The organism is Microbacterium sp. ProA8 (genome assembly GCF_039905635.1).
Taxonomy (GTDB): domain Bacteria; phylum Actinomycetota; class Actinomycetes; order Actinomycetales; family Microbacteriaceae; genus Microbacterium; species Microbacterium chionoecetis.
This window is the reverse complement of the sequence record NZ_CP157000.1, coordinates 3,289,535-3,303,271: the sequence shown is the minus strand read 5'-3', so window position 1 is coordinate 3,303,271 and position 13,737 is coordinate 3,289,535. Positions and strand designations below refer to the sequence as shown.

Sequence of the window (13,737 nt, the reverse complement as noted above, 5' to 3'; positions counted from 1 at the left end):
CCGACCACGACCACGCGCAGGCGGCCGACCCCCACGCCCACCTCGCGCACGACCACGGCGCCATGGCTCACGCCGACCACTCCGCCCACGACCACACCGCAGTGGCTCACGCCGACCACGGTGCGCACGGCGCGCACGGCGCGCACGGGGGCCACGCGGGTCACGGCGCCGACCACGTCGCGCGCTTCCGGCGGCTGTTCTGGATCAACCTGGTGCTGGCGGTGCCCGTCGTCCTGTTCTCGGGCATGTTCGCGATGGTGCTGGGCTACACGCTCCCCGACGTGTCGCTCGTGCGCTGGATCTCGCCGGTGCTCGGGACGGTCATGTACTTCTGGGGCGGCTGGCCGTTCCTCACCGGCGCCGTCTCGGAGCTCCGCGCCCGCAAGCCCGGGATGATGCTCCTCATCGGCCTCGCCATCACCGTGGCGTTCTTCGCATCGTGGGGTGCGAGCCTCGGCCTGCTCCACCACGAGCTGGAGTTCTGGTGGGAGCTGGCGCTCCTCATCGTGATCATGCTGCTCGGCCACTGGATCGAGATGCGCTCGCTCGCGCAGACGACGTCGGCGCTCGACTCGCTCGCCGCTCTCCTTCCCGACGAGGCCGAGCGCGTCGAGGGCGACCGCGTCGTGACGGTGCCGCCCTCCGAGCTGCGCGTCGGCGATGTCGTCGTCGTCCGCCCCGGCGGCAGCGTTCCGGCCGACGGTCGCATCGTCGACGGACGCGCCGACCTCGACGAGTCGATGGTGACCGGAGAATCCCGCCCCGTAGCCCGCACCACGGGCGACCAGGTCACCGCGGGCACGGTCGCGACCGACTCCGGGCTGCGGGTGGAGGTCACCGCGACGGGGGACGACACCACGCTCGCCGGCATCCAGCGGCTCGTCGCCGAAGCCCAGAACTCGACGTCGCGCGCACAGCGCCTCGCCGACCGCGCGGCGGGCTGGCTGTTCTGGTTCGCGCTCGGCGTGGCCGCGCTCACCGCCGTGGTGTGGAGTGCGTTCGGGATGCCGGACGAGGCGGTCGTGCGCACCATCACGGTGCTCGTGATCGCCTGCCCCCACGCGCTGGGTCTCGCGATCCCGCTGGTGGTCTCGATCGCGACCGAGCGCGCCGCGCGCGGTGGTGTGCTGATCAAGGACCGGCTGGCGCTGGAGAGCATGCGCTCCATCGGCGCGGTGCTGTTCGACAAGACCGGCACCCTCACCAAGGGCGAGCCGACGGTGATGGATGTCGCGACCGCCTCCACCCCCGCTGCGCTCGACGCCGACGCGGTGCTGGCACTGGCGGCATCCGCCGAGGCCGACAGCGAGCACCCGCTCGCCAGGGCGATCGTCCGTGCCGCCCAGGCGCGCGGACTGGCGCTCGCCGCGGCCACCGGCTTCGAGTCGTCGCCCGCGGTCGGCATCACCGCGCACGTCGACGGGCACGTCGTCCGCGTGGGCGGCCCGCGCCTGCTCGAGGAGGTGGGCGGTGCGGACGTCGCCGCCGCAGAGCAGTGGCGCGCGAAGGGGGCGATCATCCTCCATGTCGTGCGCGACGGCGAGGTCGTCGGCGGGCTCGCACTCGCCGACGAGATCCGACCCGAATCGCGCGACGCCGTCGCCGCGCTCCAGAAGCTCGGCGTCGAGGTGGTCATGATCACCGGGGATGCCGAGCCCGTCGCCCGCGCGGTCGCCGAGGCTCTCGGCATCCGCCGTGTCTTCGCCGGTGTGCGTCCCGAAGACAAGGAGCGGAAGGTCGCGGAGCTGCAGGGCGAGGGCCTCAAGGTCGCGATGGTCGGAGACGGCGTGAATGACGCCCCCGCGCTGGCCCGCGCCGACGTGGGCATCGCGATCGGTGCCGGCACGGACGTCGCGATCGGGTCGGCGGGCGTGATCCTGGCGTCGAGCGATCCTCGGTCGGTGCTGTCAGTCATCGAACTGTCGCGTGCGAGCTACCGCAAGATGACGCAGAACCTCTGGTGGGCCGCGGGGTACAACCTGATCTCGGTGCCCCTCGCGGCGGGTGTGCTCGCTCCGATCGGATTCGTGCTGCCGATGTCGGTGGGCGCGATCCTGATGTCGCTGTCGACCGTCGTGGTCGCTGTGAACGCGCAGCTGCTGCGCCGGCTCGACCTGACCCCCGAGCGCAGCACCCAGGCCGTCCTCGACCGCTGACACCGTGGATGAGCGGATGCCGCAACCGCCGGCATCCGCTCATCAGCGGGCCTCGACTCCTCCTCGTCGGGCACTGCGACGGACGCGAACGGTGCCGATCCGGCGAACGGCTCGACGTGACATCCGGTCCATGCGGAGTTGTGGCTCGCTGTGGGCGGGCGCTGGGCGCGGCGATAGGGTTTGACAATGAAGACGACTCCTCCCGGCTGGTACGACGACGGTCACGGCGCTCTGCGCTGGTGGGACGGGACGCAGTGGACGGAGCACGTCGCCCAGCCCGACGCCGAGTCGTCGCCGGCCCCCACGGAGGCGGAGATCGTCGCCGCCCAGCTCGGATTCGAGCAGCAGCAGCCGGTGGGAGCGAGCGAGACCGCCGCGCAGGTCGACGCGGGCGCGGTCCCCGGACCGGCCGGCCAGCCCGACGGCGCCGCCCAGCCCGGCTACCCCGCCGCGCAGCAGTATCCGCCTGCCGCCCCGGGATACCCGCAGGGCATGTACCCCGGTGCGCCCGGTGCGCCTGCCGGCGGAGGATTCACCGCAGCCACCGAGCCGCGCAAGTCGAAGCTCTGGATCGTCTGGGTCGTTCTCGGCGTGGTGCTGCTCGGCATCGTGATCGCGGCCGCCGTGGTCATCCCGCTGCTCTTCCTCTCGGCCACTTCGTCCTCCAGCCAGGCCGGCGGCGCCCAGTCCGACGACGAGCGCTCAGCGGTCGCCACGGTCGAGCTGTACGACGAGGCCTGGCAGGACGGCGACTGCGAGACGTTCACCGCCTCGACCACCGAAGACTTCCGCACCCAGAGCGGCTTCACCGACTGCGTCACCTTCGAAGAGGACTCCGTCCGCTTCGACGAGAACTTCGAGGACTACGAGGTCACGATCACCGACGTCGAGACTCTGGGCGACGAGATCGCTGTGACGACGAATGAGACGTTCACGGCACTCGTCGACGCCAACGGCGAGCCGGCAGACCCGTCGCCGGGTTCGACGGTGTACTACTACACGCTCGTCCAGGCCGACGGCGCGTGGGTGATCGACGACCTCTCGTACGAATGACCGCGCCCGAAACCGAGCGCCCTCCGCACGACCTCCGTTTCTACCTCGTCTGCGTCGGGATCGGACTGCTCGCAGGGCTGCTCTCCGGCCTGTTCGGCGTCGGCGGCGGAACGGTGATCGTGCCCTTCCTCGTGCTGCTGCTCCGCTTCGACCAGCGCCTCGCCGCCGGCACGTCGCTCGCGGCGATCGTCCCGACGGCGGCCGTGGGCGTGATCTCCTACGCCGTGCACGGCTCGGTGGCCTGGATCCCGGCGCTGCTGCTCGCGGCCGGCGCCGTGTTCGGCGCGCAGATCGGCACGTGGCTGCTCCCGCGACTGTCGCTGACGGTGCTGCGGTGGGCCTTCGTCGGGTTCCTCGTCGCCGTGATCGTGAGCCTCTTCGTCGTGATCCCGTCGCGCGACGCCGAGCTCACCCTCACCGTGCTGAGCGGCGCCGCACTGGTCGCCCTGGGCGTGGTCACCGGCATCCTGTCGGGCCTCATCGGCGTGGGCGGGGGGATCATCGTGGTCCCCGCCCTCATGGTGCTGTTCGGCACCAGCGACCTCGTGGCCAAGGGGACCTCGCTGCTCATGATGATCCCGACGGCCGTGTCGGGCACTGTCGGCAACATGCGTCGACGCAACGTCGACCTCGTCGCCGCCGCGATCGTGGGTGTCGCCGCGTGCACGACGACGGCGCTCGGCGCGTGGGCCGCGGTGCTCCTCGACCCGTTCGTGGCCAACGCGCTGTTCGCCGTCTACCTCGTGGTGATCGCCGTGCAGATGGCGCTGCGGGCCTGGCGCGGGCGTCCGCGCCGGGCGTGACCGGCCGTCCGCGGCGTCAGTCCAGCGGATCGCCGGCGAGACAGAGCACTCGCGCCGAAACCGGGGGCGGTGGCCCTGGTCTCGCCGCGGATCCCTTGGCTCGACGGCTGACGCCGGCCCGCTCCCGTCCGGTCCGGCGGAAGCCGCTCGGTAGGATGGCGTGGTGCCAGTGAACCCCGAGCTCGTCGGCCGCGACTTCCCGCCGACGACCCCCTACCTCGTGGGCCGTGAGAAGGTGCGCGAGTTCGCGCGCGCCGTCTTCGCCGAAGACCCGCAGCACCTCGATCCCGCCGCCGCGCAGGCGCTCGGCTACCCCGATGTCGTCGCCCCGCCGACCTTCGCCATCGTCGTCGCCGAGTCCACGCTGAAGCAGCTGCTCGGTGAGCCCGACTCGGGCATCGTCCTCAAGAACGTGCTGCACGCCGAGCAGAAGTTCCGCTACTCCCGGCCGATCGTCGCGGGCGACGAGCTGACCGCGAAGCTCGCTGTCACCGGCATCCGTGCGATGGGAGCGGCCGCCATGGTGACGAGCGAGTCCGAGATCACGGATGCCGCGGGCGACCACGTCGTCACCGCGACGTCCATCCTGCTGGTGGGGGAGGGCGAGCAGTGAGCGCGCTGACGAACCTCACCGTCGGAGACGTCGTCGCCGAGCGCACGGTGCATCTCACGCGGGAGTCCCTCGTGCGCTATGCCGGGGCATCCGGGGATTTCAATCCCATCCACTACCGCGACGACGTCGCCGCCGCCGTGGGGCTCCCGGGCGTCCTCGCCCACGGGATGCTCACGATGGGCCTCGCCGTCGGCACGATCGAGCCCTGGCTCGGTGACACCGGCCGCATCCTCGACTACGGCGTCCGGTTCACCAAGCCCGTCGTGGTCGACGCCGAGACCGGAGCCGACGTGACCGTCGTCGCGAAGGTCGGCGCCGTCGACGACGAGTCGGCGCGCGTCGACCTCACCGTGTCGTTCAACGGCGCGACGGTGCTGGTCAAGGCGCAGGTGCGCGTGCGGACGATCTGACGCATGCCCGACGTCACCCCGATCCCGCTGTCGCGGCTCACGACCCTGCGCACCGGCGGCACGCCCACCCGCATGATCGACGCGCCCACCACCGACGAGCTCGTCGACGCCCTCCGCGACGTCTGGGCGTCCGGCGACGAGTGGCTCGTGCTCGGCGGCGGCTCGAACCTGCTCGCCGGTGACGAGCCGTTCGACGGCGCCGTGGTGCGCGTGCTCACGAACGGCATCGAACGGATGCCGTCGCCCCTGGCCGGACGTGTGCGCCTGCGCGTGCAGGCGGGCCACGACTGGGACGCGCTCGTCGCCTACGCGGTGGCCGAGGGCCTCGGCGGCGTCGAGGCGATGTCGGGGATCCCCGGCACCGTCGGCGCCGCTCCCGTGCAGAACATCGGCGCCTACGGCCAGGAGATCGTTCAGACGCTCAGTGAAGTCGAGCTGCTGGACGAGTCCACCGGCGAGGTCTCGACGGTGCCGGCCGCCGAGCTCGGGCTCGGCTTCCGCACGTCGGTGCTGAAGCACCACTACGGCTCGGCGCCCGCGCGGCGGGCGGTGATCCTGACGGTCACCCTCGACCTCCCCGAGATCGGCCATGGGGCGCGCCGCATCGCCGGCGACCAGCTGCGCACCGCGCTGCGGCTCGGGCCCGACGACGAAGTGACACTGGCGTGGGTCCGCGAGCGCATCCTCGAGACGCGCCGCAGCAAGGGGATGGTGCTCGATCCCGACGACCCCGACACGTACAGTGCGGGCTCGTTCTTCCAGAACGCGGTGGTGTCGGCATCCTTCGCCCGCACGCTCCCCGACGAGTGCCCGCGCTGGCCGGTGCACCCCGACCTCGACCCGGTGCTCGTCATCCCGCTCGCGAGCTTCGACGGCTACGTGCCGCCGGCGCCGACCGTCGAGTCCGATGTCAAGGTCAGTGCCGGATGGCTCATCGAGCACGCCGGCGTGCGCAAGGGCTTCAAGCTGCCCCGCTCGCGTGCCGGCCTGTCGACGAAGCACGCCCTCGCCCTGACGAACCGCGGCACGGCGACCGCCGCCGAGCTCGCCGAGCTCGCCCGCTTCATCCAGGGCCGCGTGCAGTCCGAGTTCGGGCTGATCCTGCAGCCCGAGCCGGTGCTGGTCAACGTGGAGCTCTAGCCGCAGCCCCTTTCGCCGTCCGCGCGGTGCCCCTCGTCGTCTGCGAGCAGCAGCGTGCGGTGCGCGGGCATCAGGTTCGCCAGCGCCGCCGCCCACTCCATCACCAGGTCGATTCGCCGTCCCATGGGGTGTCCTTTCGTTGATCGTCCTCACCAAGGACGACGAACGAGCGGGCGACGGGTCGACGAATGCCGGCGCGTTCGTGGCGAGTCGCCAACAAATGCCGCTGCGGGACGACGTTTCTGGCGAGTCACGGAAGCGGGCGGTGCGCACGAACAGTCGGGGGGTCCCGACTTCACCGAGTTTTTGGCGAGTCGCCAGAGCTGCCGGCCTCCGTGAGTGGTTTTGGCGAGTCGCCACAAACGCCAGCGGTGCGCGCTTCTTGGCGAGTCGCCATAGCGCGCGGATAGGACGCTGGCACGACTGGGCGGGCGGGAACCCGCCGGCCGCGGCGACTCGTCCGCGCGGCTCACGCCATCAGAAGTCGGCGGATTCGATCTGCGAGCGCAGCCAGGTCGTCGAAGTCCCGCCGTGTGACGACCGTGACGCGGTATCCGAGGGATTCCAGTTCGGCACGCCGGATCTCGTCGCGGCTCCACTGGTCGGGGTCGCGGTGGTAGTCCCCGTGGTACTCGACTACCAGCTTCTGATCGCGATAGAGGATGTCGACGCGAGCGACGAAACGCGAACCGTCGTAGATCTCGACGTTGCACTCTGGGCGAGGCAATCCCGCCTGCTCGAGCGCGCACCGCAGCTCCGACTCGCGTGGCGATTCCGAGTGCTCCGTACAGAGGTCTAGGGCCCGCCGACGGTTCTGAGCGCCCGGAGCGTGCGGCGAAGCGGCGTGCTCAGCGGCCAATTCCTCTCGCGTGCAGCGGCGTCGGCGGCGAGAGATCAGAAAGTCAGTGACTGCGACCAGGGCGGGCAGGTCCAGCTCGGCGGAGAGGTCCAGCCACGTCCGGGTGTTGCGGGTCACACGAATCTCTCGCCGCATCTCGAGTTCGGTCTCCGCGATCTGCAATGACCGTCCGCGGACACCACGTCCCCGGATGCGGTTTCGCGGATATGACACGGCGATGGTCGGCCGGCCGAATGCGTCACGGCGAACGGCGGCAGGCAACGGGAAGCCCAGCAGGGCCGCCGCCGTGGGGCCACAGGCGAAGGCATGCGAAGGGAGGACGCGCATGAGGAGCCGGAGGCGCACGAACCCGTCCACCTCACGCACAGCACGGGTTCCGTGAAACGGCGCCAGCAGCTTGCGGCTGCGAAGCTGCAATTCGGCGACTCCGGCTTCTCGGCCTTCGCGAAGAGTGAACGCGGGCACGAGGTGCGGTGGCAGCGACGGCGTCTTCATGTGTCGATGGTCGATGCTGGCGCTCGCAACGACGGCCCGTCTGCCCGACTCTGCGGACGAACAGCGGGCGTGCCCGCCTGGGGAGGAGAGCTCCCTCGCTCCATGCATTGTCTGGCTTTTCGGCGACTCGCCATATTCGGCCGTCTGCGGTGGTCGTTCCTGGCGAATGACCTGCCGCGCTCGCTCAGCTCGGCGTTCCGCGCTTCCTGGCGACTCGCCAGACAGAGCTGTTTGCGGTGGTCGTTCTTGGCGAGGGGCCTGCCGCCCCTTTGCTCAGCTCGGCGTTCCGCGCTTCTTGGCGACTCGCCAAACAGAGCTGTCTGCGGTGGTCGTTTTTGGCGGAACGCCCCCCTTTGCTCAGCTCTGTACTCGGCGCTCCCTGGCGCTCGCCATATTCGCGGCGCTCGGAGCGCACCATTGGCGACTCGCCAAAATCGCGGGTGCGGACACCTGACTGAGGTGCAGGCGGTGACCTACGGGACCGAACGAAGAACGCGGATGCCTCGCACCGAGGCATCCGCGTTCGCTCGAGAGTGTGGGGCTACGAGGCGAAGAGGCGCTGCAGACGCTGGACGCCCTCGAGGAGGGCGTCGTCGCCGAGCGCGTACGACAGGCGCAGGTAGCCCGAGGGGCCGAAGGCCTCGCCCGGGACGACCGCGACCTCGGCCTGCTCGAGGATGAGGTCCGCGAGCTCGAGCGACGTGGTCGGCGTCGAACCGGCCCACTCGCGGCCGAGGAGGCCGCGCACGTCGGGGTACGCGTAGAACGCACCCAGCGGCGTGGGGACCTCGACGCCGTCGATCTTCGACAGCTCGGACACGATCGTGCGGCGGCGGCGGTCGAAGGCCTGGCGCATCTGCTCGACCTCGTCCTGCGGGCCGGTGAGGGCCGCGAGCGCCGCACGCTGCGCGATGTTGTTCACGTTCGAGCACAGGTGCGACTGCAGGTTGCCGGCGATCTTGATCGCCTCTTTGGGGCCGACCATCCAGCCGAGGCGCCAGCCGGTCATCGCGTAGGTCTTGGCGACGCCGTTGACGAGGATCGTCTGGGCCGCGGCATCCGGAACCGCCTCCACGATCGAGACGGCCTTCACCGGAGCGTCCGAGCCGTCGGGCGCGTAGACGAGGTTCTGGTAGATCTCGTCGGTGATGATCCAGATGCCGTGCTCGACGGCCCACTCGCCGATCGCCCGCGTCTCTTCGAGGGTGTACACCGACCCGGTCGGGTTGGACGGCGAGACGAACACGAGCGCGACCGTGCGGTCGGTGCGGGCGTCCTCGAGCTGCTCGACGGTCACCTTGTAGTGCTGATCGGCACCGGCGAAGACCTCGACGGGGATGCCGTCGGCCAGGGCGATCGCCTCGGGATAGGTCGTCCAGTACGGGGCCGGCAGCAGCACCTCGTCGCCGGGGTTCACCACGGTCTGGAAGGCCTGGTACACCGCCTGCTTGCCGCCGTTGGTGACGATGATCTGCGAGGGGTCGACCTCGAGGCCGGAGTCGCGCAGCGTCTTCGCGGCGATCGCCTCGCGCAGGGCCGGCAGACCCGCGGCGGGCGTGTAGCGGAAGTTGGCGGGGTTGTGCAGCGCCTCGGCGGCGGCATCCACGATGAACTGCGGCGTCGCGAAATCGGGCTCGCCGGCCGCATACGAGATGACCGGCCGGCCGGCGGCCTGCAGGGCCTTGGCCTTGGCATCGACCTTGAGGGTCGCCGACTCGGCGATGGCGCTGAGCTTGCGGGAGAGCGAGGGCGTACGGGTGAGCGGGGCGCGTTCTGTCACGGTTCGAGCGTAGTCCGAGCGCGCGTCGCGGTCTGCGGCCAATCACGCCCGTGCGGCCCGAGAGTGTGCGCGATGCGCGACAGGCGCGACGGAGCGTCCGGAGCGCGGCCCGTCCCATTCCGTGGAGCGTGCCCTTCCGGGCTGTACCGGTGCGCGGTAGCCTGTGCCTCGTGGACGCCTGGATCTGGGGAGCCGTCGTGCTCGCGCTCGTGCTCGTCACTGCGGGCGGGATCGCGTGGTGGCTCGCGCGCGGCTGCGTGCTCACCAGGGTCGGCGCCACGGGCGCGATCTTCGGCGGCGTGCTGTCGCTCATCGCCCTCGTCGTGCTGCTGGATCCCGAGGCGGGCCTGCGCGCCGCCGCCGTCATCACCATCGGGTCGGGCGTCTGGCTGCTCGCCTGGGCGCTTGCGGGCGGCATCCGCGGTCAGCGCCTGCTCCGCGCCGAAGAGCGAGCGGATGCCGCGTCCGGCGTCGCGGTCACGGTAGCCGGGCCCACTCCGGCGCCGGGACGCTGACCCGGTCGCCGGCGCACCGCGGCCTCGGCATCCACCGAATGGGGGATGCCTGCTCCAGCGGATGACGGCTGGTCTCGGTCTGCTGCGGCGGCGAGGCTGGAGGCATGCAGACGGATGAGGGTGCGGGCGCGGTCGCGGTGCGGGCGCGCGATCTGCGGAAGACGTACGGCGACCGAGCAGTGGTCGACGGCGTGTCGTTCGAGATCGAGCGAGGCGAGACCTTCGCGCTGCTCGGACCGAACGGTGCGGGCAAGTCGACGACGGTCGAGATCCTCGAGGGGTACCGGCGCCGCTCCGGAGGTGATGTCGAGGTGCTCGGGATGGATCCGGCGACGGGCGGGCTCGATCTGAAGGCGCGGCTGGGCATCGTGCTGCAGTCGACGGCGCAGTCCGGTATGGCGACGGTGCGCGAGCAGCTGAGGCAGTTCGCGGGGTTCTACCCGCACCCGCGCGACGTCGACGAGGTGATCGCGGCCGTGGGCCTGCAGACCCAGGCGAAGACGCGCATCTCGCGGCTCTCGGGCGGGCAGCAGCGGCGCGTCGATGTCGCGCTCGGCATCATCGGCCGGCCGGAGCTGCTGTTCCTGGACGAGCCGACGACGGGGTTCGACCCGCACGCACGCCGAGAGTTCTGGGATCTCATCCGCGGTCTGCAGGCAGAGGGCACCACGATCGTGCTCACCACGCACTACCTCGACGAAGCCGCGCAGCTCGCCGATCGCGTCGGCGTGATCGCGGCGGGGCGCATGCGTGCGATCGGCCCGGTCGCGGGGTTCGGCGGCGACGAGGCGCGGATGCCGATCGTGAAGTGGCACGAGCAGGGGATGCCGCGGCAGGAACGCACCGCCGACCCGTTCGGGTTCGCGACGGCGCTGGCCGCCCGGCTCGGTGGCGCGCCCGACGAGCTCGAGATCGTGCGGCCGAGTCTCGAGGACATCTACCTGGCGCTCGTCGCCGAGGCCGAGGCATCCGTCGACAGCATCGGCGATGCCGTCGCGATCGGAGGGGAAGAGCGATGAGCACCACGACACGGAGCACGTCGCCGAGCCGGCCGATGCCGGCGCGGCATCACTCACGACGGCGCAGCGTCTTCGCGGTGGGCGTCTGGCGCGCCCGCTTCGAGCTGGTGCAGTACTTCCGCTCGGGCGACACGCTGTTCTTCACCTTCCTGTTCCCGATCTTCATGCTGGGGCTGTTCAGCGTGGCCTTCGGCTCGGACGGCGACGTGCAGATCGCCCCCGGCGTGCCGGCCATCCCGATGGCGCAGCTGTACCTTCCCGGCATGATCGCGGCGGGCCTGCTGCTGTCGGGCTTCCAGAACCTCGCGATGGACATCGCGATCGAGCGCTCCGAAGGCATGCTCAAGCGCCTCGGCGGCACGCCGCTGTCGCCGGTGAGCTACTTCCTCGGCAAGATCGGGCAGGTCCTGGTGACCGGTGTCCTGCAGTCCGCGCTGCTCCTGGCGTTCGCGTCGCTGGTGCTCGGCGTGGAGCTTCCGACCTCCGCCGAGAGCTGGGCGACGTTCGCCTGGGTGTTCGTCCTGGGCATCACCACGTCGGCGCTCCTCGGCGTGGCCCTGTCGGCAGTGCCACGCACCGGCAAGAGCGCCACGGCCGTGGTCGTGCCGATCGCGCTCGCGCTGCAGTTCATCTCCGGCGTGTACCTGACGTTCTCGCAGCTGCCGGACTGGCTGCAGAACGTCGCCGGGCTGTTCCCGCTCAAGTGGATGGCGCAGGGCATGCGTGCCGTGTTCCTGCCCGAGGAGTACGCGGCGCTCGAGCAGAACGGCGAGTGGGATCTCGCCGGCGTCGTGATCGCGCTCGCCGTGTGGCTGGTCGTGGGGCTGGTGCTCTCCCGCGTCACCTTCCGGTGGATGCGCCGCGATGCCTGACCTCGCCCGATCGCCGCGGAGTCTGGTTCTACCCGCGCGCGGGACCGGTTCGCGCCGGGCGCGGGGCAGGCTCGCGCCGCTAGCCTGACGGTGCGTGCCCCGGCAGGTTCGACGCGGGGCGGGGGAGACGAACGCAGGGAAGCGAGGGTGGCGGAGCATGTTGAGTGAGCGGCGGTGGGATGCGATCGTCGCCATCGTGGCGACGGTGATCGCCCTCGCGGTGGTGTTCCTCTTCGCGCCGCCCACGCCCGCCCGCACCGCGGTGAGTCTCGCGGCGATCGTGATCTTCGTGGCGGGCTACGCCTTCGTGGGCCGCGCCGCCGTCGAACCGCCGCGCGCGGCGTGGCGCTACCCCGCGTTCCTCTCCGTCGCAGCGGTCGCGGTGGGCATCGGCGTCGGCGCGGCGCCCTTCATGGCCATGCTGCAGACGCTCGCCTACCCGCTCGTGTGGGTGATCGGCGATTCGCGGCAGCGGGGGATCGGCGGGTCGGCCGTCATCGCCGGCAGCGTGTTCGTCGGCGTGATCATCGGCAACGGCGCCGATGCCGATTCGGTGCTGGCAGGCGCGACGACCGCTGTCTTCTCGCTGGCGTTCGCGATCGCCATCGGCCTGTGGATCGCCCGCATCGCCGAGTACGGCGAGGAGCGCGAGCGACTGCTCTCCGAGCTCACCGCCGCGCAGGGACAGGTGGAGGCCCTCAGCCGCGAGCGCGGCGCCTCGGCCGAGCGTGAACGGCTGGCCCGCGACATCCACGACACCCTCGCGCAGACGCTCGCCGGCCTCGTGATCTTCGCCGAGCGCGCCGGCCGGCAATCGCGAGAGGGGCAGACGGATGCCGCGGCCGCGACGATCGCGACCGTCGAGCAGGTCGCCCGCGACGCTCTGGCGGAGGCCCGGGCCCTTGTCGCCCGCACGGCCGCCGTGCCCCGGGAGCCGGCTTTCGCCGCTGCGGTCGAGCGGCTGGTGGAGCGCTTCCGCGCTCAGGGCCGTGCAGCGATCGAGCTCGACACCGCCGATGCGGCGGGCGAGCTCGATCGCGAGACGCAGGTCGTGCTCCTGCGCTGCCTGCAGGAGGCGCTGTCGAACGCCGCGAAGCATTCCGCCGCAGACCTGGTGCGCGTGCGCGTCCGCGTGGACGCCGGGGGCGGCGCGGCCCTCGAGGTCGCCGACGACGGCCGCGGGTTCGAGCCCGCCGCGCCCGGCGCGGGGTTCGGTCTCGACGGCATGCGGGAGCGCGTCGCGCTGGCCGGGGGCACCTTCGAGGTCGACTCGACAGCGGGGCGGGGGACGGCGCTGCGCGTGCATCTTCCCAGGGCAGGTCAGGATGCCGTGGACGATGTCTCAGGAGGCGTCGCATGATCCGGCTGCTCATCGCCGACGATCACCCCGTGGTGCGCGCCGGGCTGTCGGGCCTCCTCTCGGACGAACCCGGCTTCGAGGTCGTGGCCGAGGCATCCGACGGTGAAGAAGCCGTGCGGCTCGCCGCGGCGACGCGTCCCGACGTCGTCCTGATGGACCTGCGCATGCCCCGCGTGGACGGTGTCGCGGCGACCGCGCGGATCGCCGGGGGAGAGGCCGGCGACCCGGCGCCCCGCGTCCTGATCCTCACGACCTACGAATCCGACGACCAGATCCTTGCGGCGATCGAGGCGGGCGCGTCGGGATACCTGCTGAAGGCCGCACCGCAGGCCGAGATCGTGGCCGGCATCCGCTCGGTGGCGGCCGGACAGTCGGCGCTCTCGCCGCAGGTCGCGGTGCGCCTGGTCGAACGGATGCGGCGGCCGGAGCCGGCGGTCGTGCTCACGGCGCGCGAACTCGACGTGCTCCGGCTCGTCGCGACCGGGCAGAGCAACAAGCAGATCGCGGTGACGCTCGGCATCGGCGAGTCCACCGTCAAGACCCACCTGCTGAAGATCTTCGAGAAGCTCGGCGTCGCCGACCGCACGCGCGCGGTGACGCTTGCGATGGAGCGCGGCCTCCTCGGGTAGCGGAGGGACGGGACGACGGGGGACGGACGACGG

General features: G+C 71.5%; 14 protein-coding genes. 11 read left to right on the top strand and 3 right to left on the bottom strand.

What is annotated here, in order from left to right; translation table 11 throughout:
* Positions 1-62: 62 nt before the first annotated feature.
* From ABG085_RS14915 to ABG085_RS14890, 6 genes are all read left to right on the top strand, one after another.
* The gene (locus ABG085_RS14915; protein ID WP_347979215.1) at positions 63-2,156 is read left to right on the top strand and encodes a heavy metal translocating P-type ATPase; all 2,094 of its coding nucleotides are present in this window, start codon (positions 63-65) and stop codon (positions 2,154-2,156) included.
* A gap of 186 nt (positions 2,157-2,342) precedes the next feature.
* The gene (locus tag ABG085_RS14910; RefSeq protein WP_347976502.1) at positions 2,343-3,209 is read left to right on the top strand and encodes a DUF2510 domain-containing protein; all 867 of its coding nucleotides are present in this window, start codon (positions 2,343-2,345) and stop codon (positions 3,207-3,209) included.
* A complete protein-coding gene (locus ABG085_RS14905) occupies positions 3,206-4,012 on the top strand; it encodes a sulfite exporter TauE/SafE family protein (RefSeq protein WP_347976501.1) in 807 nt (268 codons plus the stop codon). Before ABG085_RS14910 ends, ABG085_RS14905 begins: the two co-directional genes overlap by 4 nt.
* Positions 4,013-4,175: 163 nt before the next feature.
* On the top strand, positions 4,176-4,625 hold the full coding sequence (locus ABG085_RS14900; protein ID WP_347976500.1) for a MaoC family dehydratase N-terminal domain-containing protein: 450 nt from the start codon (positions 4,176-4,178) through the stop codon (positions 4,623-4,625).
* 5 nt (positions 4,626-4,630) lie between these two features.
* Positions 4,631-5,035 (top strand): MaoC/PaaZ C-terminal domain-containing protein, encoded by a 405-nt coding sequence (locus tag ABG085_RS14895; protein WP_347979214.1) that lies wholly within the window; start codon positions 4,631-4,633, stop codon positions 5,033-5,035.
* A gap of 3 nt (positions 5,036-5,038) precedes the next feature.
* Positions 5,039-6,175, top strand: a complete 1,137-nt coding sequence (locus ABG085_RS14890) for a UDP-N-acetylmuramate dehydrogenase (RefSeq protein WP_347976498.1) — start codon at positions 5,039-5,041, stop codon at positions 6,173-6,175.
* On the opposite strand, the gene ABG085_RS14885 is transcribed toward ABG085_RS14890, so the two are convergent.
* From ABG085_RS14885 to ABG085_RS14875, 3 genes are all read right to left on the bottom strand, one after another.
* On the bottom strand, positions 6,172-6,300 hold the full coding sequence (locus ABG085_RS14885) for a hypothetical protein (protein ID WP_347976497.1): 129 nt from the start codon (positions 6,298-6,300) through the stop codon (positions 6,172-6,174). The genes ABG085_RS14890 and ABG085_RS14885 overlap by 4 nt on opposite strands.
* A gap of 344 nt (positions 6,301-6,644) precedes the next feature.
* On the bottom strand, positions 6,645-7,529 hold the full coding sequence (locus ABG085_RS14880; protein WP_347976496.1) for a hypothetical protein: 885 nt from the start codon (positions 7,527-7,529) through the stop codon (positions 6,645-6,647).
* 541 nt (positions 7,530-8,070) lie between these two features.
* Positions 8,071-9,309, bottom strand: coding sequence for a pyridoxal phosphate-dependent aminotransferase (locus ABG085_RS14875; RefSeq protein ID WP_347976495.1), 1,239 nt, complete (start codon positions 9,307-9,309; stop codon positions 8,071-8,073).
* A gap of 170 nt (positions 9,310-9,479) precedes the next feature.
* Between ABG085_RS14875 and ABG085_RS14870 the strand changes: the two genes are divergently transcribed.
* The 5 genes from ABG085_RS14870 (at position 9,480) to ABG085_RS14850 (ending at position 13,704) form a co-directional block, all read left to right on the top strand.
* Positions 9,480-9,824: a hypothetical protein gene (locus ABG085_RS14870; RefSeq protein ID WP_347976494.1), complete on the top strand. Its 345-nt coding sequence runs from the start codon at positions 9,480-9,482 to the stop codon at positions 9,822-9,824.
* Between the two features lie 104 nt (positions 9,825-9,928).
* Entirely contained in the window at positions 9,929-10,843 is a 915-nt protein-coding gene (locus tag ABG085_RS14865; RefSeq protein WP_347976493.1) for an ABC transporter ATP-binding protein, read from the top strand.
* 35 nt (positions 10,844-10,878) lie between these two features.
* Positions 10,879-11,715 (top strand): ABC transporter permease, encoded by an 837-nt coding sequence (locus ABG085_RS14860; RefSeq protein WP_347979213.1) that lies wholly within the window; start codon positions 10,879-10,881, stop codon positions 11,713-11,715.
* Positions 11,716-11,872: 157 nt separating this feature from the next.
* A complete protein-coding gene (locus ABG085_RS14855) occupies positions 11,873-13,075 on the top strand; it encodes a sensor histidine kinase (protein ID WP_347976492.1) in 1,203 nt (400 codons plus the stop codon).
* Positions 13,072-13,704 (top strand): response regulator transcription factor, encoded by a 633-nt coding sequence (locus tag ABG085_RS14850; protein WP_347976491.1) that lies wholly within the window; start codon positions 13,072-13,074, stop codon positions 13,702-13,704. The genes ABG085_RS14855 and ABG085_RS14850 overlap by 4 nt, the downstream gene beginning before the upstream one ends.
* Positions 13,705-13,737: the final 33 nt, after the last annotated feature.